This is a genomic window from Streptomyces sp. NPDC003077 (assembly GCF_040611095.1).
Taxonomy (GTDB): domain Bacteria; phylum Actinomycetota; class Actinomycetes; order Streptomycetales; family Streptomycetaceae; genus Streptomyces.
Genome location: NZ_JBEXNM010000061.1, coordinates 15,236 through 36,016 on the forward strand (window position 1 = coordinate 15,236; position 20,781 = coordinate 36,016).

The following is a 20,781-nucleotide window of genomic DNA, read 5'->3' on the forward strand; positions in this document are numbered from 1 at the left end:
GTGGGCAGGCAGGGGCTCACTCGGCGGGCAGGCGGTCCAGGAAGCCGAGGACGGAGTCGATGCGGCCGTCGTCGGCGAGGGTGACGACGTCGAAACCGGCCACCGGCGACGAGCCGTCGGCCCCGGAGACCAGCTCCCAGCCGAAGCGGGCGATCCGGTGGTGTCCGTCGACGGCACCGAGCGGCCTGAGCGAGTAGCCCGGGAACTGCTCGTGGACGGTGCCGATGACGGCCCCGATCCCGTCGTGGCCGGTCACGTCGGCGAGCGGGTCGGTGTAGCTGCCGTCCTCGGTGAACGCCGCCGCCACGGCCTTGGCGCGCGCGGCCGGGTCGGTGGCGTTCCACGCCTCGAAGTAGCGGGCGACGGCGGTCTCGTACGGAGCGGTGGGCTGCGACATGGCGGAACTCCTCGTGGGACGGACGGGTCCGCTCCCGGCCGGGCGGACCGTGCGGGCCAGGCCGGGGGCGAACGTGCTGGTCAGGGTCGGTGCACGGGCCGGAGTGCGCCGGCCCGTGCACCGATGGCCCCACCGTGCCGCGAGTTCGTCCACGGGGTCGATTACCTCCCGGGTCATGCCCGCCGATTATTGACCGACCGGTCTCGAATGATCTAGCGTCCTCGCCATGGCACGGACCAAGGCATTCGATCCGGACGCCGCGCTCCAGGCGGCCCTTGAGCTGTTCTGGCTGCGGGGCTACGAGGCGACGTCGATGGCCGACCTCGTCGAGCACCTCGGCATCGCGCGCGCCAGCATCTACGCGACGTTCGGCAGCAAGCACGAGCTGTACCTCAAGTCCCTTGAGCGCTACAGCCGGCTCCTGGACCCGGCGCTGATCGACGAACTCTCCCAGCCGGGGCCGGCGCTCCCCGCCGTACAGGGCCTGGTCACCCGGTTCGCCGAGGAGGCGGCCGGCGACGACCTGGGGCGGGGGTGCTTCATCACCAACACCGCCGCCGAGCTGGCCGCCCACGACCAGCACGCCGCCCGCCGGGTCGAAGCGAGCTGGACCGTGCTGGAGACCGCGCTCACCACCGCGCTGACGCGGGCGCGCGCCCAGGGCGAACTGCCCGCGGACCGCGACCCGCGGGCGCTGGCCCGCATGCTGCTCGTCCTGATGCAGGGGCTGCGCGTGATGGGCAAGTCCGGACACGATCCGGAGCGGCTGCGGGACGCCGCGCGGCAGGCGCTGGAGCTGCTCGGCTGAGGGGCGCCTCTGGCGCCGAGCCGACGGGATCGATGAATGCCGCACCGTGGCCACAGCGCTGAACGGCCACCGTCGGCGGGCCGTTCCCGTCCCGCCGGACTCGCTCCGTCCCGCCGCCATTCAAGACCGATCGTTCTGAACGAGTTGGCTCCCCCGCATCGTCCGACTCCCGGCGTCCGCCCCTCCCGCTCCCGCTCCCCCTCCCGCTTCCCCTTCCTGCCTCCGACAGCAAAGGATCGCCCCCATGGCCACTCCCTCCACCCACCCCGCCGACGCCGCGCCCAAGGCGGCGCAGAGGTTCGCGGGAAAGACCGTCCTGGTCACCGGTGGCGGCACCGGGATCGGCCGGGCCATCGCTCTCGCCTTCGCCGCCGAGGGCGCACAGGTGGCCGTCGCCGGGCGCCGGGCGGAACCGCTGAAGGAGACGGTGGCGGAGATCGAGGCGGCGGGCGGCCGGGCCGCGGCGTTCACGGCGGACGTCACCAGCGGGGAGGAGGTGGCGCGCCTCGTCGGGCGGACGGTCGAGCGGTTCGGCGCACTGGACGTGGCCGTGAACAACGTCGGGGCACTCATGCACCCGGCCCCCACGGCGGACATCAGCGAGGACGACTGGCGGTTCGCGCTGGACACCAACCTCACCGGCACGTTCCTGTCGATGAAGTACGAGATCGCCCACATGCGTGCCCACGGCGGCGGGGCGATCGTCAACATCGCCTCCAACCTGGGCGCGAGCCTGCGCCGCCCCGGGATGAGCGCCTACATCGCCTCCAAGGCCGCGGTGAGCGCGCTGACCCGGAACGCCGCGCTGGACCACATCAAGGACGGCGTACGGATCAACGCGGTCAGCCCCGGCAAGGTCGACACCCCCATGTCGTCGCTGCCGGGCGAGACGCCGGAGGCGAAGGCCGAGCGGATGCGGCGCGAGGTGCCCGCGCAGCGGGCGGCCCGGCCCGCCGAGATCGCCGCCGCGGTGCTCTACCTCGCCTCGGAGGACGCGGCGTTCACCGTCGGGACGGAGCTGGTGGTGGACGGCGGGGTCACGGCCTGATCGCCGGGCGCGGACCGGGCCGGGCCGGTGCCCGCCTCGGCGGCCCCGGTCCCGGCCCGGTCGCCTCGTTACGAGGACGAGGGGACGGAAGCGGCCACCGGCTCGCCTGGCACCACCTCGGCCACGACCGCGGGCGCGCCACCGGCCACCGCCGGCACCCCGGCGGCGTCCACCGCCGCCTCACCGAGCGCCGCCGCTCCGGCACCCGCCACGCCCCCGGCGCCCGTCCCGGACTCGTCACCCGTTCCGGACTCCGCGCCCGGCACCGTCCCGGCGTCCGAGTCCCGGCGGCCCTTGCGGCGGGCCGCCATCCACGCGTAGACGAGGATGCCGGCGAACAGGAACAGCACGCCCTGGTAGATCGCCTGGTACCCGGCGCCCGCGACCAGCCAGAAGGTGAAGCCGAAGGCGACGAGGGCGAGCACCAGGTCCCGGGCGAACCGCCCCGGACGGACCTTGTCGCGCTGCCCCGTCAGGAGGAAGTACACCTGGGCGCCCGCGGCCAGCAGGTACGGCACGGTCGCGGAGAACGTCGTGATCAGTACGAGGATCTCGAAGACGCCGCCCGAGCCCGTCAGGTAGTTGATCAGCGTGAGGGCGGTGGCCAGGACGGCGGCGGACAGGACGCCGAAGGTCGGCACGCCGCGCCGCTTCTTGAGGAAGGCGGCCGGGAAGAGCCCGTCCTTGGCGGCGGCGTACGGGGACTGGGCGCTCATCAGCGTCCAGCCGTTGAGCGCGCCGACGATCGAGATCACGGCCGCGGCGGCGATGACCGTACCGCCCCAGTGGCCGCCGAACATGGCGTTCACGGCGTCGGAGAACGGCGCCTTGGAGTCGACCAGCTTGTCGTGCGCGACCGTGCCGAAGACGGAGACGGTGCCGAGGAGGTAGACGAGGGCGGCACCGATGGTGCCCAGGACCGTGGCCCGGCCCACGTTGCGCTCCGGGTCGCGGACCTCGCCCGCGCTCATCGCCGCCGACTCCACGCCCACGTAGCTGTAGAGCAGGATCGCCGCCGCGGCGGACATCCCGCCGAGCGCGCTGCCCCCGCTCGCGTTGAAGGCACCCAGCTTGTGCGGGTCGAAGAAGAACAGCCCGACGATCGCGATGAAGAGCAGCGGTACGAACTTCAGGACCGTCGAGACCAGCTGCACCGCGCCGACGTAACGGGTGCCGGCGAGGTTGGACAGCGCCGGGAGCCAGAGCGCGGCCAGCGCCACGGCCAGGTCCATGCCCCGGGACTCGTGTCCGGGGAAGAGGACGTGGACGTATCCGACGGCGGCGACCGCGAGCGCGGCGTTGCTGACCCAGGTCATGGTCCAGTACGACCAGGCGGACAGGAACCCGGCGAAGTCGCCGAACGCCTCGCGGGCGTAGACGTAGGGTCCGCCGGTGTCCGGGTGCCGCTGGGCGAGCCGCCCGAAGACCAGGGCCAGCGCGAGCGCGCCGACGGTCAGGACGCCGAAGGCGACCAGGCTGACGGTTCCGAACGGGGCCACCGAAGCCGGCAGCAGGAAGATGCCGCCGCCGATGATGTTCCCCATCACCAGACAGGTGGCGGTCCCGAGACCGAAGCGGCGGGTGTGCCGGTCGTGCATGGCGTGGTGCGCCTCTCGTCGTGCTGTACGGCCCGGATTTGCCGGGCGATTGCATATGGTCGGCGATAGGAGGCGCTGCACCAAATCAGCGGTTTTTATCCTGTACGGCCAGGTCGGACGGTGAAAATAGTGCGGGTCGGGACGCTTCCGACCGCAGTTCGTCCACGGCCTCAGAAAGGGGCCTCGTACGGCCGGGGAACGGATTCCACCCCAGGTCACCGCCGGTAAGCGACCGTCTGGACAGGATTCGGGAGCCGGTGGAATCCGGGGTGCCGGCCCCGGGAGGACGCCCGTAGGGACGTTCGGGAGCGAGCCGCCTCAAGAGGTCGCCGGCAGCGTCCGGGAACCGCCCACCGCGAGGTCCCACAGTTCCTCGCGCGGCCGGCCGGTGGCCGCCCAGGCCGAACGGACCCGGTGCAGCGGCTCCAGCGGCGGCTCCGCGGAGAGCAGGAAGGTGGCCCAGTGCATGGGGGCCATGATGCGGGCGCCCAGGTCGTGGCAGGCGCGGACGGCCTCCTCCGGGTCGGTGTGCACCGGGCGGAGCATCCACCGGGGGTCGTAGGCGCCGATGGGCAGCAGCGCGAGATCGATACCGCGGTAACGCGCGCCGATCTCCTCGAACCAGTGCCCGTAACCGGTGTCGCCCGCGAAGTACACCCGCCGCCCGTCCGGTGCGGTCAGCACCCAGCCGCCCCACAAGGAGCGGCAGGTGTCGGTCAGGGTGCGCTTGCTCCAGTGGTGCGCGGGAACGAAGTCGAAACGCACGGGTCCGTCCGGGGCGGGCAGTTCCACCGCCTCCCACCAGTCGAGATCGCTGACGTTGGTGAACTTGCGCCGACGGGCCCAGCGGGCGAGCCCGGCCGGGAGGAGCAGGGGCGTGTCCCGGGGCAGCCGCTTGAGGGTGGGGAGGTCGAGGTGGTCGTAATGGTTGTGGCTGATGACCACCGCGTCGATCGGGGGCAGATCCTGCCAGCGCACGCCCACGGGAGTGACCCGGGCCGGGGTGCCGAGGATCTTGCGGGACCAGACCGGGTCGGTCAGAACGGTCAGACCGCCGATCCGGATCACCCAGCTCGCGTGGCCGGCCCAGGTGAGGGCGAGGGTGCCGGGCCCGACGACCGGAGGGGGGCCTGGTTCGAACGGCAGCTCCGGGATCTCCAGCAGCGCCTGGGGCGCCGGCCGCAACTGGCCCTCGCGGGCGATGCGCGCCAGCGCGCGGACGCCCGGCAGCGGAGCCGTGAGGCGGTCGGTGAAGTCACGCGGCCAGACGCGGACCTCCCCCAGCGGGCGCGGCGGGGCGGGCGCGGGCGCCCCCGGTGTGCGCGGCGGAACGGGCTCGGCGAGGGAACGCTCTGTCTGTTCGGTCATCGGGGGGAAGCTCCATTCGGTGGGCAGCACCATCGATCGACGACGCCATCGATCGACAGCGCCGTCGGTGGGCACCAGCGGAGACGGACGGATGGACACGGACGGACGAAGACGGGGACGAGGACGAAAACGGCGACGGGGACACCGACGCGGACGGGGACAGCAGACGCGGACGAACGAAGGCTGACAGAGGCGAACGGAAACGGACGAAAGCACAGACGGAGAGCGACGGACGGAGAGATGAACGCAAACGGACAGAGAGGCGGGACAGGGACGGGACGATGACGCGGACGAACGGAAACAGACAGAGGCCGATGGTCAGCGCGTGCACCAAGGGCGATGCGGGCACAGAAACAACACGATCGGTCGTATTGCGTCATAAAACGACGCAACACGCCATGCACACCCCACGCACAGGCCTCATACCAGTCATGCCCATCTCAGGCAGACGCCCATCTCGGACAGTGTCCGGAACCGCACGCCCCGCCAGGCAGTGTCCGGATCCGCACGTGTCCGGATCCGCACACCCCACCGGGCAGTGTCCGGATCCGCACGCCCCACCCCCACCCACGCCCACACCGACAGCCGCGCACCCGCCAGAGCCGCACACATCCCGCCAACGTCCACCCGACAGCCGCGCCCCCACGCACGCACCCACAGGGCACCTACAAGGCGCGCCGCCCCCAGAGCCTCAGCCCTCCGTGAGCTCCGTCAGCCTGGCCGACAAGGTCGTCAGCGCGTCCGAGACGTGCGGTACCTGGAGGGGATGGGTGGCACGGAGCACCCGCTGCCGGTGGTTGACGTCCGGGCCGAGGAGCGCGTCGGTGCTCAGCCGCACCCGCAGCGCCTGCGGGTCGTCCCCGAAGCGGTGCCCGCCGCGCGCGGACCAGGGCGCCAGTTCCCGTTCCAGTTCCCGGGGGCCGGTCACCCCATGGGCGGCCAGGGAGCGGCGCACCGGTTCGAAGTCGGCGTAGAGGTGGCTGCCGGCCCGCGGCGGACGGCAGACCGCGCCGGACCTGGTGAGGACCTGGTGCACGGCGGTGGCCAGGGTGCCGTGCACCCGGGCTGCGGCGGCGACGCGCCGCCGCACCGACGTCGGCTCGGTGAGGGCGTGCCCCACGGCACCGGCGAGCGGCCCGGGCAGCGGCGTGCACAGGTCCGTCAGGATGGCCAGCGTGGCGGCGTGCAGCGCGGCGCCGCGCACGGTGTCCGGGAAGCGGGCCAGCGCGGCCGGCCAGGAGGAGGGGACGAGCCCGGCCCGCAGGTCGGTGAGGATCACGACGTGCTCCGGCAGCATCTCCGCCGGGCTGAGCAGGACGGTCTCGTGCGGGTCGTGCAGGGTGTCGCGGCGGGTCTCGTCACTGATGATCCACAGCCCCTCGCCCGCCGCGGCCTCGCAGACCTCGTGCAGCAGTTCCGGGGGCGGGCAGGTGCCGGTCGGGTCGTCGGCGACGGAGAGCACCACCACGCGGGGCTCGCCGCCGGTCATGCGCACCCGGCGCACGGTTTCCAGCAGGGCGAAGGCGTCCGGCGCGCCGCCCGACTCGGCCGTCCCCGGGGTGTGGTGCACCGCCCGTCCCAGCAGGCGGGCCTGCGGCGCATACCACTCCGAGCAGGGCCGGGAGAGCAGCACCTCGCCCCCCGCCGCGGCGAGCAGCGCGAGGAGGAGGCCGGGGGCGCCGGGGGCCGCCAGCACCTGGTCCGGGGCGGTCGCCAGGCCGCGCCGCTGCCAGTAGGCGCAGGCGGCGGTGCGCAGCGGCGGGGAGCCGCCGGGCGGTTCGGGTTCGGTCCGCGCCGCGACGGCGGCGAGGTGGGCGACGAGCTCCGGGAGGGCGGGCAGCCCCGCCGGCGGGTCCGGCTCCGGGACCCGGCCCGGTTCCGGAGCCAGGACGGTCCGCTGCATCCGTACCTCCACACTCCACGGCAGGTCGTTCGTGGGCCCATCACACGAGCACGGGCCCCGACCACCTTTGCAGATCGCGGAGGCGGTGGCGCGGGGCGACACGTCACCGGTCGGCTGAGCCGCGGCGTTTGCCGCACTTGGAGAGGGCTTCGGCGGCGCACCGGGCCGAGCCGGGCACCGTCCGTTCGGCGCGGGCGGGAGTGCCCCCGGGCCGTTCGGCACCCGATACCGGCTCGGCACGAGACGCCGGCACGGCACGCCCCGGCTCCGTCGCGGCGCGCGCCGCGGTGCCCCGCGCCGTACGAGCCGTCCCCCGGTCGGCGGTGCGGTGGCCCGGTGCGGGGTCGCCGTCCTCCTCGCCGAGGGAGCGCAACTCCTTCTCCAGGCCGTGGCCACGCGTACGGACCAGGGCGGCGGCGAGGTCGGACAGCTTGCGGTTGGTGCGCTGCGACAGCCTGCGCAGGGTGGCGAAGGCGGCGTCCGCGTCACAGCCGAGCACGTACATGAGGATGCCGGACGCCTGGTCCACGATGGGGCGGGTACGCAGGGCGGTGTCGAGCTGGTCCACCTCCACGAGCGCCTCGCGGTAGCGGCGCTCGCGGGCCAGGCCGGTGGCGGCCAGCTCGCCGAGCAGGTCGGTGGCCGTGCATCCCTTGTCCACGCTCAGGCCGGGACGGAAGCCGTAGACGGTGATGGCGAGCGCGATCCCGTCGCGGTGGTACGGCAGGGTGGCGCTGGAGCGTACGCCGGCTTCCAGCGCCTTGGCGCGGTAGGCGGGCCAGCGGTCCTCGTGCAGGAGATCGATGACCTCGGTGGCGCGTCCGCTGTCCAGCGCCGTGGGGATGGGGCCTTCACCGGTCTCCCACTGCACGCTGACCAGCGCGGACAGGTCGGGGTGCGTGACGGCGGTCGGGGATTCCGCTCCGTCCAGACCGGTGCTGACGGTAGCGGCGGCACCGCAGCTGTCGGGCGTGCACCAGGCGGCCTGCTCCGCGAGGTGCGCGAGGCTGCGGACGGCCGAGCCCTCCACCAGATCGGGCTCGCCGGTCGCGAAGAGGGTGCGGGTGGACATCGCTGCGATCACATCCTGGTCGGTCTGTCCGGGGCCGGGAACGGGTCACGCCGGCCCTCGCATCTGGTCGGCTGCCCGGGGGCCGGAGAGGAAAAACGACGGTTTCCCGTCGCCTTCCTGGCTGGTCCGGCACCATGACGGCTCCCGGAACCGGCACTCGGAACGCTCCCCGAACCCGCGTCCGGTCCTGTGCCGGAGGCATCTTCCGAACCCGCGTCCGGTCCAGTGCCCGGGGCATCTTCAGAACCAGCCTCCGGTCCGGGCTCCGGGTCCGTCCACCCCTTCGTCCACCCCTCCGTCCCCCTCCTCGTCCCCTTCCTGGTCGTCCCGATCGTCCTACTTGTCTCCTTCCATGTCCCCCTTTGTCCTCTCCTCTTGCTCCCTTGCGTCTGCCTCCGTGTCTGCCTTCGCGTCCACCTCCATGTCTGCCTTCGCGTCCGCCTCCGTGTCCGATCGTGCCCGCCACCCGGCCCCCGTTCCCCGCACCCCGCTTTGTCTCCCCCTTTGTCCTCTCCGCCGGATACGGCCGACTCCCGCCCTTCACCCCGGGGTACGGGTGTCAGATCCAGGAGCTACGGTGTGGGCATGTCCGGGGCCGAGCAGGTGGAAGCCGAACTCAAGGATTTCCGCAGACGAGTGGAAGAGTTGCGCGCCGCACGCGCCCTGCCTTCCCAAGAGCGGCTGTCCGTATTGGACACCGCTCTCTTTGAACTCCAGCACGTTGTCGACGTCTTCCTGCCCCGCTTCGAGCAACGGATCGGGGAGGAGCGCGAGAACGGCGTCCGGCGCGCCAACGACGAACAGCACCTGCTGCGGGCCCTGTTCCAGCGGCTGCCGCTCGCCGTGGCGTTGCTGGGGCCGGACGCGGTGATACGGCGGCTGAACTTCGCGGGCACCCGGCTGTTCGGGATGCGCGCCGGGTACGCGACGGGCCGGCCGCTGACGGCCTCGTTCAGCCCCGAGGTGCGGGCCGCCTTCCGTTCGCAGGTCGCCGCGGTGGCGCGGAACGAGGGCGATCGCAGCCTGGTGGTGCGGATGCTGCCCGCCCCGGACGGTTCGCAGCGGGCGGGCGAGTCGCTGCGCGTGACGATGACGGCGCTGCGCCCGCCGGGCGAGCCGGGCACCTCCGTTCTCGCCGCCTTCCACACCGGCGTGGACACCATGGCCGCGGGGGCCGCCCCGGGCCATCCCGGGACACCCCGCCGCGTGCCGCGTCCCGGCCTCTCCGAGGTGACCCGCAACGCCGAACTGATGGACCTGCTGGACGACATGACCTCGGCCCTGCTGGAGCCCGCGCGGGACTCCGTGGCCCTGCTGGAGCGGGCCGCGCGCGTCCTGCGCGGCCGGTTCGCGGACTGGGTGATCGTCGACGTGGTGACGCGGGGCGGTGGGCCGCTGCGACGGGTGACCGTGCTCGGGCCCGGGAACGACCGGGACACCGACGGCACCGGTGGTCCCGAGGACGCCGATCCGGACAAGGACGCCCCGTGCGGGCTCCTGGCCGCCGTGCTCGGCGACCAGGAGCCCGCGCGCTGCCCGCTGGTCGCCGAGGTGGCCCGCTCGGGCAACGCCAACCTCCAGGTCCGCCCCGAAGACCTGGGCGCCTACGGGTACGACCCCGACGGCGTCCCGATCCTGGCCCGCGCGGTGGTGAGTTCCCTGCTGTGCGTGCCCCTCCGCTCGAAGACCGGCCCGGTCCGGGGCGTCCTCACGCTCTTCCGTACGGGGGGCCGCCGGGCCTTCAGCATGGCCGAGGCCGGCGTACTCGACCGGATCTCCCGGCATCTCGGCCTGGTGCTGCAGTTCTGAGGGCTCTGAGGGCTCTGAGGGAGGGGCGGCCGGCGGTCCTCGTCGCCCGTGAGGGGGCCTCGCCACCAGTCACGACGATCAGGCGGCCTCGGCGCCTGTCACGGGAATCAGACAGCCCTCGGCGTCGGCCACGGAGGATCAGGCCGCCTCGCTGCCCGTCACCTGGTTGCACAGGCGGGTGCAGGTGCGGCTGATCAGCCGGGAGACGTGCATCTGGGAGATGCCGAGCCGGTCGGCGATCCGGCTCTGCGTCATGTCGCAGAAGAACCGCAGGTAGAGGATCTGCCGCTCGCGCTCGGGCAGGCTGCGCAGCTTCGGCTTGACGGCCTCCCGGTCGACGATCAGGTCGAACCCCGGCTCGCTGTTCCCGAGGGTGTCGACCAGCGCGTAACCGTCGTCCGCGCCCGGCAGCTCGGCGTCCAGGGACAGAGTGGAGTAGCTCTCCAAGGCGTCCATGCCGAGCTGCACCTCCTCCTCGGTCATGCCGGTGTGCGCGGCGATCTCCTGGACGGAGGGGCGGCGGTCGTCCGGCGCGTTGCCCAGTTCCTGGGTGGCGGCGCGTACCCGGTTGCGGAGTTCCTGGATGCGGCGGGGGACGTGCAGCCCCCACATGTGGTCACGGAAGTGGCGTTTGATCTCGCCGACGATCGTCGGCACCGCGAAGCTCTCGAACGCGCAACCGCGGTCCGGGTCGTAGCGGTCGACGGCCTTCACCAGGCCGAGCGCCGCGACCTGCGCCAGGTCCTCGGTGCTCTCCCCCCGGTTGCGGAACTGCCGGGCGAGCCGTTCGGACATGGGTATCCAGGCGCAGACGATGCGCTGGCGCAGCGCGTCGCGCTCCTCCCCGGGCGGCAGGGTGACCAGCCGCCGGAAGTCCGCGGCGGTGTCGGGGGCGTCGTCGTGCGGGTGCTTGTTCTGCGCCCGGCGGGAGCGGTGCGTGTACTGCGTGCGCTGCGTGTGCTGCGTGCGCTGGGCACGTTGCGTGGGCGCGAAAGGCATGGTCTCGGCTCCCTGATCGGTGGACGGGTGATCCTCGTGGGAGCGAGCGCACCGGTTCGCACGCTCGGAGAACAGAACAGCGCTGCTCCCACGGGCGTGCCTCCGGTCCGAAGCACATCAGTTCGCGTGCCCGAGCGAAGTACCCGTAAACGCCCCTCCTGTGTGAGGACTCGGCGCCCGCGAAGACGACCAACAAGATGACCAACAAGACGACCAACTAGACGACCAGCAAGACGAGCAACGGCGAGGAAAGCGGGCAACGGCGAGGAAGGCGACCACGGTGACGAAGGCGGCCGTCGGCGACGAAGGCGGCCGTCGATTCACGCTTGGTCCGCGTTCAGCTCACGTGGCGCGTGCGGGGAAACGGCCGTCGTCCGGGGGGCCGACGCACACGACGCGCCGTCAGTTCCGCGTCCTTCTTACGGGCATCGAAAGCTCGGAAACACCGAAAGCGCGTTTCCGCTGGAGCGGCGCGGTTACCCGCCATTCACCACCCTCGGCACGACGCCGCCCGGCCCGCCCGGACCCCGCCGGCCCGGCAGTCGTCCCGCCACTCGACGCAACCGATCGACGCGACCAGTCAACGCGAGCAATCGACGCGACCCATCGGCACGACCAGTCAACGCGAGCAGTCAACGCGAGCAATCGGCACGACCGATCGGCACAACCGGTCGATACAACCGACGCCCGCACGGGCACACCGGGCCCCGTCCGTATCGCCCGCCGTGTCCATCCCCTCCGACCACGCACGCCCAGCGCCCTCTCTCCCCGCCCCTCCCCCACCCCGGCACACCACACCAGCGACCCGAGGAGCCACCGAGCAACCATGAACGTGGAGCGGCTCGACGTCACGGCCTACACCCTCCCCACCGACGCCCCCGAGGCCGACGGCACCCTCGCCTGGGACACCACCACCGTCATCGTCGTCGAGGCCCGCTCGGGTACGACGACCGGCCTCGGCTGGACCTACGCGGCGGCCGACGCGGCGTCGGTGGTGCGCGACCTGCTGGCCCGGCCGGTGCTGGGCCGCAGCGCCCTGGACGTGCAGGGCACCTACGAGGCGATGAGCCGGGCGGTGCGCAACGCGGGCCGCCCTGGCCTGGTCGCCTGCGCGCTGTCCGCGGTGGACATCGCGCTGTGGGACCTCAAGGCGCGGCTGCTGGAGCTGCCGCTGCTGCGGCTGATCGGGGCGGTGCGGGAGTCCGTGCCGGTGTACGGGTCCGGTGGTTTCACGACGTATCACGACACCCACCTGGCGACGCAGTTGTACGGGTGGGTGCACGGCCAGGGAATCGGCCGGGTGAAGATCAAGATAGGCGAGGAGTGGGGCCGGGCGGTGCATCGCGACCTCGCCCGCGTACGCCACGCCCGCAAGGCGATCGGACCGCGCGCCGAACTGTACGTGGACGCCAACGGCGCCTACACCCGCAAGCAGGCGGTACGGATCGGGAAGGCGCTCGCCGAACAGGGCGTCGGGTGGTTCGAGGAACCGGTGTCCTCGGACGACCTCGCGGGCCTGGGCATCGTTCGCGATCTGGTCGTCACGGACGTGGCGGCCGGCGGCTACGGCTACGACCTGCCGTACTTCGCGCGGATGGCCCCGGTCGTGGACTGCCTGCAGGTCGACGCCACCCGCTGCGGCGGGCTCACGGTGTGGCTGCGCGCGGCGGCCCTGGCCGAGGCACACGGCCTGGAGGTCTCCGCGCACAGCGCGCCGCACGTCCACGCCCATCCGGCGGCCTGCGTGCCGAACCTGCGGCACATCGAGTGGTTCCACGACCACGTCCGCATCGAGTCGCTGTTCTTCGACGGCGGACTCGACCCGTCCGGCGGCGCCGTGCACCCGGCGGCCAAGGGGCTGCCGGGCCACGGACTGGAGTTCCGGCACGAGGAGGCGACGCCGTACCGGGTGATCTGATCCTCTGACCGGGGTGCGGTCGGGGCGGCGGCCCTGCTCCGGGCCCGGACGCGGCCCTGCCTCAGCCACTCAGCTGTTCGCCGCGCGGCACGAAGACGCAGAACTCGTTGCCCTCGATGTCGGCGAGGACGTCCCATTCGATGTCCGCGTCCCGCTCACGCACCAGCGTGGCGCCCAGGCGCAGCAGCCGTTCGGTGGACCCGTACACGTCCAAGTGCATCCGGTTCTTGAGCGTCTTCCGCTCGGGCACCCGGTTGAGCCAGATCAGCGGCCCCGACCCGGCCGGGTCCACGATCGGCACCGGATCGTGCTCCGCCACGCCCTCCGCGTCCCTCGGCCACTTGCGGACGTACCCGATGGCGGCGCACCACCAGTCCGCGAGCGCCTGGTGGTCGAGGCCGTCCAGGGCCAGGTCCTTGAACCGGGCCGGGGCACCGGACGCGGCCTCCGGAGCCCCGGAACCACCGGACGCGCCGGGAACGTTGGAGGGTTCGTCGCGCTGACTGTCCTGACCGGCCACCGAAATGTCCTTTCACGAGGGTGCGTACGCGTCGCTGGCTGTGTGTCGCTGCCTATGTGTCGCTGCCTGTGCGCCACCGCTCATGCGTCGCTGTGTATGCGTCGCCCCATCATGCGTCCGGACCGGCCGCGCGTACAGCGCGATGATCTACGGGAGACGGACCGCGCGACGCCGCCGTGGACCGGCGACCGGCTCCTCAGCGGGTCTCGCGGCGCAGGCCCCACCCCTGCACACCGTCCGGCACGGACATCCCCGGCCCCGGCACCGCGGCACCCCCTGATGCCCCCGGCGCGGAAGGCCCGGTGCCCGGCGACGTCCAGTGCCTCGGCGCCGCGGGCACCTCGTCGGGCGCCGGCGTCTCCTGCGGGCCGCGACGGCGCATACGACCGCGGGTACGCCGCTGCCGCGCGGCGTTCCGGAGGATGACGGCCAGGAGGCCCAGAACGATCGCGACGACCAGCGCCGCGGCCCAGGCGGGCAGCGCCAGGCCGGCCGCCAGCACGAGGAAGGCGGTGAACGTTCCGGCACCGTAGAGCGCCGCCGCCATCGCGCCGCCGTACATGCGCAGCGCGCGCCGCCGCGCCTCCTGCCGTATCTGTGCGCGCAACTCCTCGCGCACCACCGCGATCTCGTGGCGCAGCTCCTCGCGCACGACCTCGGCGACCGGCTCCGCCAGGTCCCGGACGAAGGTACCGGGCCGTGCGGTGTCCGGGCGCTCCCGGGCGGCACCACTGTGCCCGCCGCCCGCCGCCGACCGCCGCGAGCCGTCGTTCCGGCCCGCGAAGCTCTGCTCGGTGATCTTCTTCTCGGTCATGGCGCGCGAGTACCCGCGAGCCCCGGGACGTAACTGGCGAGCGGGGCGATCTGTTCGGCGCGCGCCCCGGCCGGTCCGACCCGCGCGGGAGCGGCTGCGCGGGGGCGACCGGCAGGGAGCCGTCATCCGCCGTCCCCCGCCTGTCCGTACGCCCCGGCGCATCCCCGTCCGTACGCCCCGGCGTCGCCCCCCACACACAAACAGCCGGACCGGAGACCCCGCGCCCGGCCGGACACCGGGGCCCCGCAGGCGTCCGGGCACGGGACCCCACATCCCGTGCCCGGACTTCCCGCTCCCCATCCATGCCGTGCCCCGCGGCCGGAACGGCCGCTCGGCCGGACCCCGGGTTACCGGAACGGCAGGCGTCCAAACCTCCGATTTTCCCGCCCGGTTCGGGCGTGCGGCACGGAGGGCCGGGCGGCCGTGTGCCGGGGTGCCCCCCCGGGTACCCGCCCCGGCCACGACACCGTGCGCGCTCACGACGCGGACGAAGCGAGCTCCGGGAGGAGACCGTCATGCAACGTCGTAGCGACCGGCCGAGCGCCCGCCGGGACGACGAGAGGAAGCACGAACCGAGGAACCTGGTGCGCTCCGGACGCCCTGCCCGCGTCCAGGAGTGGCACGACCCCGAACCCGTGGCGGACGGCGACCCTGAGGTGATGTCCTCCCCGGTGCGCCGCTGCGGTCCGTGGAACCAGGGCGAGTTGCTGCGCTTCGAGCTCGGCCGCCGTCTGGGGCGCGGTCCGTTCCCGGCCGAGCGGCGGGCTCTGGTACGCACCCTCTTGGAGCGCCGGGCGCCGGGCCAACTGGTGGAGGCGGTGCGCGCGCTGCCCTCGGACGGCCCCTACCGCGACGTGCAGGAACTGGTCACGGCACTGCTCCACGATCCGCCGCGCCGGACCGGCACCGCCTGATGCGTTCCGCCCGGATCCGGCCCGCCCTGAACGGTCCTGACGTGCTCTACCCGTTCCGGAAGGACGCACTCTGCCCGTTCCCGAAAGGCGCACTCCACCCGTTCCGGAAAGACGCACTCCGCCCGCTCGGGAAAGACTCCGGCTCGGCCGTCCCCTGGCGCGCCGTCAGGGGACGGCCGGAAGTCGACCGGCCGTGCCGGCGCGCCCGGACCGGTGCCGCATAGGGCACGCCCGTGGGGGTACTGCGGTGGGGCCGGCTCCATCGCAGGCCGAGCCGCGGACCCGGGCGCAGAGCGAGCCACCGCTCCGCCGCCGGCCCGGCCGTCGACCCATCCACCGGCCCAACCGAAGGAAGGCGAGCAGACCATGGCACTGCTGGTAAGGGACGTCATGACGCCGGCCGTAGCGGCCGTGCAGCCGGACGCCTCACTGGTCGAGGCGGCCCAACTGATGCGCGCTCAGGACATCGGGGACGTGCTGGTGGCGCAGGACGGCGTTCTCCTGGGAGTGGTCACGGACCGGGACATCACCTTGCGCGCCGTCGCGGACGGGGCGGATCCCCTCACCGTCTCCTGCCGCTCCGTGTGCACCCCGGAGCCGGTCTGCGTGGGCCCGGACGAGGAGATCTCCACCGCCGTGGCACTGATGCGGGCCAACGCCGTCCGCCGCCTGCCGGTCGTCGAGAACGGCACTGCCGTGGGCATGGTCAGCATCGGCGACGTCGCCCGCGAGCAGGACCCGGGCTCGGCCCTCGCAGACATCAGCCGGGCCGCCCCCGATACCTGGCCGGGAAACGGCGGCACCGGCATCCCGCCGATCGGTTCCCCGGGCGGTCCCGGGTTCTCCGGTCTGAGGTGACGGCGCCGGCCGGTACCGGCATCCCCATCGTCGGCAGGGGGCTCCCAGGATGTCCGGGAGCCCCCGCCACCTTTCCCGCACGCCCGGACAGCCGGCGAGAGCCGGACCGGCAACCGCGACGGAGGCCATGCCCAGGATGACCACCACGCCCCGGATATCCACCTTCAGGAAGACCATGCCGCGGAAGGCCCTACGCACGTTGTCGATGACCAAGTTGTCGACGTCCAAGTCGCCCACGCGCAAATCGCCCGCGGCCAAGTTGTCCGCGAACAAGTCGTCCGCGTCCAAGCTGTCGGCATCCAAGCTGCCGACATCCGCGCTGACCACCGCCGCGCAGGCCATGAGCGGCCCCGCGCCGACCGGCACCGTCTCGGCCCCGGTCGGCGCGCTCGTCTCCGCGGCGACCCCGCTCGCCGAACGCCTGGCCACCGGCCCCCACCCGCCCCGTCCCGGCCGGCGCCTCCGCGCCGCGCTGAGCGCCCTGGACCGACGGGTCTTCCACGCGGTGGCGGACCGTCACTGGCCCGGCGCCGACCGCGTGCTGCCGCGCCTGAGCCGCACCGCCGACCACGGGCTCCTGTGGTCCGGGATCGCGGTGGGCGCCGCCGCCCTGGGGGGACGTCCGGCGCGCCGGGCGGCGCTGCGCGGCCTCGCGTCGCTGGCGGCGGCCTCGCTGACGGTCAACACGCTGGGCAAGCGCTCGATACGCCGCCGGCGACCGCTGCTGGACGCCGTGCCGATGATCCGGCGGTTGCGCCGGCAGCCCCTCACCTCGTCCTTCCCGTCCGGACACGCCGCGTCGGCGGTGGCGTTCGCGACCGGGGTCGCCTTCGAGAACAAGGCGTGGGGGCTGGCCCTCGTGCCGCTCGCCGGGGCGGTGGCCTTCTCCCGCGTCTACACGGGCGTGCACTACCCCGGTGACGTGCTGGCCGGTGCGGCGCTCGGCGCGGGCGCGGCGCTCGCGGTGCGCGGGCTGGCGCCCACCCGCGCACAGGTGGCGCCGCCGGCCCGGCCGCGCGCCGACGCGCCCGCGCTGCCGGGCGGACGGGGGCTGGTCGTCGTGGTCAACCCCGGTTCGGGGCAGCGGACGGCCACCCGCGCGGACCGCGAGCAGGAGGTGCGCGCCGTGCTGCCCGAGGCGGACGTGGTGCCGTGCGCCGACACGGACGCCGAGCCCCTCGTGAAGGCCCTGGAGGAGGCCGCCGAGCGCGCCGCGCGTCAGGGTGGTGCGCTGGGAGTCCTGGGTGGTGACGGCACGGTCAACGCGGCGGTGACGGTCGCGGCGCGGCACGGCCTGCCGCTGGCCGTGCTGCCCGGCGGCACCTACAACCACTTCGCCTACGACCTGGGCATCGAAACGCTGGCCGAGGCCGCCCGCGCGGTCGAGACGGGCGAGGCGGTGGCCGTGGACCTGGCCCGCTTCCGGGCCACGCCCCACCAAGAGGCGCGGTACTTCGTCAACACGTTCTCCATCGGCGCGTACCCGGAACTGGTGCGCATCCGCGAGAAGTGGGCGAGCCGGATCGGCGCCTGGCCCGCGGGCGTGCTCGCCGCCTGGGAGGTGCTGCGCACCGCCGCACCCGTCACCGCCGAGATCAACGGCCGGCGCCGTTCCCTGTGGCTGCTGTTCGTCGGCAACTGTTCCTACCGCGGGCTGGGCCTGGCCCCGATCCGCCGGCACGACCTGGCGGACGGGGTGCTGGACGTGCGGACGGTGTACGGCGGTCTGCTGGCCCGCACCCGCCTGCTGACGGCATCGCTGACGGGCGCGCTGCGGCACTCCCCCGTACTGAACGAGGCGCGGCTGCGCGACCTGCGGATAGGTGGCCTGCCGGCGGGAACGACGCTCGCGTACGACGGCGAAGTGATGGAGGCACCGGGCGAGTTGGTCATCGACAAGGAGAACGAGGCCCTGACCGTCTACCGCCTGGTTCCCGAATCCTGAGACGCACTTCTCAGCATGCGAGCGACGGGCGTACGGTGTGGCGACCACCTCGGAGGGCTCCGACGGCCACTCCCGAAAGGCCGGGAAGGCCGGAAGGCGTCGGGCTCGCGAGGTGGGCCGGGTCACCCCGCCACCGGTGACCGCGCCTCCGGTGGCCACGCCGCAGCGAAAGGGTCCGCCATGCCGTCCCCGTCCCCCGCCCCGCAGCACCACCGGGCCGCCGTCTACACCCACGGCCACCACGAATCCGTCCTGCGCTCCCACACCTGGCGCACGGCAGAGAACTCCGCCGCCTACCTGCTCGGTTCGCTGCGCCCCCACATGGAGGTCCTGGACATCGGCTGCGGCCCCGGCACCCTCACCGCCGACCTCGCCGCCCTGGTGCCGGACGGCCGGGTGACCGGGCTGGACAGCGCGCCGGAGATCCTGGACCGGGCGCGCGCCACCGCCGGCGAACGGGGCCTGACGAACGTCCGGTTCGTGGCCGGCGACGTCCACTCCCTGGACTTCCCGGACGATTCCTTCTGCGTCGTCCACGCCCATCAGGTGCTCCAGCACGTCGCCGATCCCGTACAAGCGCTGCGGGAGATGCGCCGGGTCACCAAACCCGGCGGGTTCGTCGCCGTCCGCGACGCGGACTACGCCGCCATGACGTGGTACCCGGCGACGCCGGGACTGGACGGCTGGCTGCAGCGGTACCGGCGGGTCGCCCGTGCCAACGGCGGCGAACCGGACGCCGGCCGGCGCCTGCACGCCTGGGCGCGACAGGCCGGGTTCCCCGCCGACGGCATCACCGCCACGTCGAGCACCTGGTGTTACGCCACCGCCGACGAACGCGCCTGGTGGAGCGGCCTGTGGGCGGACCGCACCCTCGCGTCCGCCTACGCGCGGCACGCGGTGGACGGCGGCCACGCGACGGAGGCGGAGCTGGCCCACAGCGCGGCGGCATGGCGCGCGTGGGGCGCCGAGGAGGACGGCTGGTTCAGCGTGCTGCACGGCGAAATCCTGTGCCGTGTGTGACCTGTCCGATCCGCCTGGCCGTCCGAACCCGTCCGACCTGTCGACCCGTCCGACCCGTCCGACCTGTCCGAACGCTGTCCGTACCGCGCGGGACGGGGAGGGCCGGTGACGCGGGCAGGCCACGGTGACGCGGCCGGTCACGATGACCGGTCGGCGCGCGCCGACCGGCCGTTCGCACCCCGGCGGTTGGCGTCCCGCCCCGGTCATGGCGCCCGGTCGCGCCCCGGCACCCCGTCCAACTAGGCTCCTCCGCATGGAGATCCAGGGGACCTCATTGCGGGTGTGCGTCGACGACCTCGACGCCGCGATCGGCGCCTACGAGCGGCTGACCGGAGCCCAAGCGCTGCGCTTCGAGCACGCCGGCGTCTCGGTCGCGGCGGTCGGCTGCTTCCTTTTGATGAGCGGACCGGAAGCGCAGATGTCCTTGCTCAGGAAGATCACGGCGACGCTGGCCGTGACGGACGTCGACGAAGCGGTCGCCGACCTGAAGGCGGTCGGCGCACAGATCATCGCGGGCCCGCTGCCCACGCCCCTCGGCCGCAACGTCATCGCCCGCCACCCGGACGGCTCGGTCTTCGAGTACGTGGACCGGCGGTCGGCGGGCGGGTGAGACCGGTCCGAGGCCGACTCGTGTGACGAGCCGTCGCCGACGCATCCCACAGCCGCGATCGGTCCGCGGCACGTCAGCACTCCCGGAAGAGACCCCGGACCGTCCGCACTCCCGCGCCCCTCAGGGACCTCCGAAAGCGACAGGAAGCATCAGGAAATATCCAAGATGATCTTTCCTCGGGTATGCCCCTCCTGACTGCGCCGGAACGCCTCGGCGGTCTCAGCCAGCGGCAACGCCGTATCGATGTGCACGGTGAGCTGCCCCGCGGCGGCGAGGTCCCCCAACGCGGTGAGGTCCGCGCCGCTGGGCCGCACCCACACCATGTGCCCGCCCTTGGCCGTCACCTCGCCGTCCGTGATGGACGCGACCCGCGAGCGGTCCTTGAGCACCTGCTGCGAGACGTCCACCATCCCGCCGCCCACGTAGTCCACCGCCGCGTCCACGCCCTCGGGCGCCAGCGCGCGGACCCGGTCGGCGAGCCCGTCCCCGTACGTCACCGGCTGAGCCCCCAGCGACCGGAGGAAGTCGTGGTTGCGCTCTCCGGCCGTGCCGATGACGCGGGCGCCCAGGGCCACCGCGATCTGTACGGCCAGCGAGCCGACGCCCCCGGCCGCGGCGTGCACCAGCACCGTGTCGCTCCGGCCCACGCCGACGCGCTTGAGGCTCTGATAGGCGGTCAGCCCGGCCAGCGGCAGCCCGGCGGCCTGCCGCCAGTCCAGTTCGGCGGGCTTGGGCGCCAAGGTCCGTACGGGTGCGGCGACGAGTTCGGCGAACGTGCCGTGCTGGACCTCGTCCTTGCGGACGTAGCCCATCACCTCGTCGCCGACCGTGAACTCGGTGGCGTCCGCGCCCACCGCCTCCACCACCCCCGCCACGTCCCATCCGGGGATCAGCGGGAAGTGCACGTTCATGATCGGGTCCAGGTAACCCGCGGTGATCTTCCAGTCGACGGGGTTGACACTGGCCGCCTTCGCTCGGATCAGGACGGAGTCCGGACCGACCTTGGGTGTCGGCTGGTCGCTGAAGACGAGCTGGTCGGGGCTGCCGTAGCTGTTGGTGATGATTGCTTTCACAACCGTCCCCAACGAGTGAGACGGGAGTTCATTTCGCCCGATACGTCCGGATCACTCCCCCGCCGCCCGGATCACTCCCCCGCCGACGAGGACCCGCCGCCCCGGGA

General features: G+C 73.3%; 18 protein-coding genes. 9 read left to right on the plus strand and 9 right to left on the minus strand.

The window, feature by feature from the left end:
- Positions 1–16: 16 nt before the first annotated feature.
- Complete coding sequence (locus ABZX96_RS29920) at positions 17–397, minus strand: nuclear transport factor 2 family protein (protein WP_355550405.1); 381 nt, start codon at positions 395–397, stop codon at positions 17–19.
- 226 nt (positions 398–623) lie between these two features.
- Here ABZX96_RS29920 and ABZX96_RS29925 point away from each other — a divergent pair, with 226 nt between their 5' ends.
- Complete coding sequence (locus ABZX96_RS29925) at positions 624–1,205, plus strand: TetR family transcriptional regulator (RefSeq protein WP_355550407.1); 582 nt, start codon at positions 624–626, stop codon at positions 1,203–1,205.
- A gap of 244 nt (positions 1,206–1,449) precedes the next feature.
- Positions 1,450–2,253, plus strand: a complete 804-nt coding sequence (locus ABZX96_RS29930) for an SDR family NAD(P)-dependent oxidoreductase (RefSeq protein ID WP_355550409.1) — start codon at positions 1,450–1,452, stop codon at positions 2,251–2,253.
- Positions 2,254–2,321: 68 nt separating this feature from the next.
- Here ABZX96_RS29930 and ABZX96_RS29935 read toward each other — a convergent pair whose 3' ends face one another.
- From ABZX96_RS29935 to ABZX96_RS29950, 4 genes are all read right to left on the minus strand, one after another.
- Complete coding sequence (locus ABZX96_RS29935; RefSeq protein ID WP_355550411.1) at positions 2,322–3,851, minus strand: amino acid permease; 1,530 nt, start codon at positions 3,849–3,851, stop codon at positions 2,322–2,324.
- Positions 3,852–4,169: 318 nt separating this feature from the next.
- Positions 4,170–5,219, minus strand: coding sequence for an MBL fold metallo-hydrolase (locus tag ABZX96_RS29940; RefSeq protein WP_355550413.1), 1,050 nt, complete (start codon positions 5,217–5,219; stop codon positions 4,170–4,172).
- Between the two features lie 691 nt (positions 5,220–5,910).
- Entirely contained in the window at positions 5,911–7,122 is a 1,212-nt protein-coding gene (locus tag ABZX96_RS29945) for an aminotransferase class I/II-fold pyridoxal phosphate-dependent enzyme (RefSeq protein ID WP_355550414.1), read from the minus strand.
- A 103-nt stretch (positions 7,123–7,225) separates the two neighbouring features.
- Entirely contained in the window at positions 7,226–8,194 is a 969-nt protein-coding gene (locus ABZX96_RS29950; RefSeq protein WP_355550416.1) for an ANTAR domain-containing protein, read from the minus strand.
- A gap of 585 nt (positions 8,195–8,779) precedes the next feature.
- Between ABZX96_RS29950 and ABZX96_RS29955 the strand changes: the two genes are divergently transcribed.
- A complete protein-coding gene (locus ABZX96_RS29955) occupies positions 8,780–10,003 on the plus strand; it encodes a PAS domain-containing protein (RefSeq protein WP_355550418.1) in 1,224 nt (407 codons plus the stop codon).
- A 138-nt stretch (positions 10,004–10,141) separates the two neighbouring features.
- Here the strand turns inward: ABZX96_RS29955 and ABZX96_RS29960 are convergent, their stop codons facing one another.
- Positions 10,142–11,002: a SigB/SigF/SigG family RNA polymerase sigma factor gene (locus tag ABZX96_RS29960; protein ID WP_355550420.1), complete on the minus strand. Its 861-nt coding sequence runs from the start codon at positions 11,000–11,002 to the stop codon at positions 10,142–10,144.
- 826 nt (positions 11,003–11,828) lie between these two features.
- Between ABZX96_RS29960 and ABZX96_RS29965 the strand changes: the two genes are divergently transcribed.
- Positions 11,829–12,920 (plus strand): enolase C-terminal domain-like protein, encoded by a 1,092-nt coding sequence (locus tag ABZX96_RS29965; RefSeq protein WP_355550422.1) that lies wholly within the window; start codon positions 11,829–11,831, stop codon positions 12,918–12,920.
- Positions 12,921–12,981: 61 nt separating this feature from the next.
- On the opposite strand, the gene ABZX96_RS29970 is transcribed toward ABZX96_RS29965, so the two are convergent.
- The gene (locus ABZX96_RS29970; protein ID WP_355550424.1) at positions 12,982–13,440 is read right to left on the minus strand and encodes a VOC family protein; all 459 of its coding nucleotides are present in this window, start codon (positions 13,438–13,440) and stop codon (positions 12,982–12,984) included.
- Between the two features lie 196 nt (positions 13,441–13,636).
- Positions 13,637–14,254 (minus strand): phage holin family protein, encoded by a 618-nt coding sequence (locus ABZX96_RS29975; RefSeq protein WP_355550426.1) that lies wholly within the window; start codon positions 14,252–14,254, stop codon positions 13,637–13,639.
- A gap of 515 nt (positions 14,255–14,769) precedes the next feature.
- Here ABZX96_RS29975 and ABZX96_RS29980 point away from each other — a divergent pair.
- From ABZX96_RS29980 to ABZX96_RS30000, 5 genes are all read left to right on the plus strand, one after another.
- Complete coding sequence (locus ABZX96_RS29980; protein ID WP_355550428.1) at positions 14,770–15,168, plus strand: DUF2795 domain-containing protein; 399 nt, start codon at positions 14,770–14,772, stop codon at positions 15,166–15,168.
- A gap of 366 nt (positions 15,169–15,534) precedes the next feature.
- A complete protein-coding gene (locus ABZX96_RS29985; RefSeq protein ID WP_355550430.1) occupies positions 15,535–16,026 on the plus strand; it encodes a CBS domain-containing protein in 492 nt (163 codons plus the stop codon).
- Between the two features lie 205 nt (positions 16,027–16,231).
- Positions 16,232–17,971, plus strand: coding sequence for a diacylglycerol kinase family protein (locus tag ABZX96_RS29990; protein WP_355550432.1), 1,740 nt, complete (start codon positions 16,232–16,234; stop codon positions 17,969–17,971).
- Between the two features lie 180 nt (positions 17,972–18,151).
- The gene (locus tag ABZX96_RS29995; protein ID WP_355550434.1) at positions 18,152–18,991 is read left to right on the plus strand and encodes a methyltransferase domain-containing protein; all 840 of its coding nucleotides are present in this window, start codon (positions 18,152–18,154) and stop codon (positions 18,989–18,991) included.
- 253 nt (positions 18,992–19,244) lie between these two features.
- Complete coding sequence (locus tag ABZX96_RS30000; RefSeq protein ID WP_355550436.1) at positions 19,245–19,601, plus strand: VOC family protein; 357 nt, start codon at positions 19,245–19,247, stop codon at positions 19,599–19,601.
- A 149-nt stretch (positions 19,602–19,750) separates the two neighbouring features.
- Here ABZX96_RS30000 and ABZX96_RS30005 read toward each other — a convergent pair whose 3' ends face one another.
- Positions 19,751–20,674: an NADP-dependent oxidoreductase gene (locus ABZX96_RS30005; protein ID WP_355550438.1), complete on the minus strand. Its 924-nt coding sequence runs from the start codon at positions 20,672–20,674 to the stop codon at positions 19,751–19,753.
- Positions 20,675–20,781: the final 107 nt, after the last annotated feature.

Coding starts and splice junctions, on each gene's coding strand:
- ABZX96_RS29920 (WP_355550405.1), bottom strand. CDS start 397: ATGTCGCAGCCCACCGCTCCGTACGAGACCGCCGTCGCCCGCTACTTC.
- ABZX96_RS29925 (WP_355550407.1), top strand. CDS start 624: ATGGCACGGACCAAGGCATTCGATCCGGACGCCGCGCTCCAGGCGGCC.
- ABZX96_RS29930 (WP_355550409.1), top strand. CDS start 1,450: ATGGCCACTCCCTCCACCCACCCCGCCGACGCCGCGCCCAAGGCGGCG.
- ABZX96_RS29935 (WP_355550411.1), bottom strand. CDS start 3,851: ATGCACGACCGGCACACCCGCCGCTTCGGTCTCGGGACCGCCACCTGT.
- ABZX96_RS29940 (WP_355550413.1), bottom strand. CDS start 5,219: ATGACCGAACAGACAGAGCGTTCCCTCGCCGAGCCCGTTCCGCCGCGC.
- ABZX96_RS29945 (WP_355550414.1), bottom strand. CDS start 7,122: ATGCAGCGGACCGTCCTGGCTCCGGAACCGGGCCGGGTCCCGGAGCCG.
- ABZX96_RS29950 (WP_355550416.1), bottom strand. CDS start 8,194: ATGTCCACCCGCACCCTCTTCGCGACCGGCGAGCCCGATCTGGTGGAG.
- ABZX96_RS29955 (WP_355550418.1), top strand. CDS start 8,780: ATGTCCGGGGCCGAGCAGGTGGAAGCCGAACTCAAGGATTTCCGCAGA.
- ABZX96_RS29960 (WP_355550420.1), bottom strand. CDS start 11,002: ATGCCTTTCGCGCCCACGCAACGTGCCCAGCGCACGCAGCACACGCAG.
- ABZX96_RS29965 (WP_355550422.1), top strand. CDS start 11,829: ATGAACGTGGAGCGGCTCGACGTCACGGCCTACACCCTCCCCACCGAC.
- ABZX96_RS29975 (WP_355550426.1), bottom strand. CDS start 14,254: ATGACCGAGAAGAAGATCACCGAGCAGAGCTTCGCGGGCCGGAACGAC.
- ABZX96_RS29980 (WP_355550428.1), top strand. CDS start 14,770: ATGCAACGTCGTAGCGACCGGCCGAGCGCCCGCCGGGACGACGAGAGG.
- ABZX96_RS29985 (WP_355550430.1), top strand. CDS start 15,535: ATGGCACTGCTGGTAAGGGACGTCATGACGCCGGCCGTAGCGGCCGTG.
- ABZX96_RS29990 (WP_355550432.1), top strand. CDS start 16,232: ATGACCAAGTTGTCGACGTCCAAGTCGCCCACGCGCAAATCGCCCGCG.
- ABZX96_RS29995 (WP_355550434.1), top strand. CDS start 18,152: ATGCCGTCCCCGTCCCCCGCCCCGCAGCACCACCGGGCCGCCGTCTAC.
- ABZX96_RS30000 (WP_355550436.1), top strand. CDS start 19,245: ATGGAGATCCAGGGGACCTCATTGCGGGTGTGCGTCGACGACCTCGAC.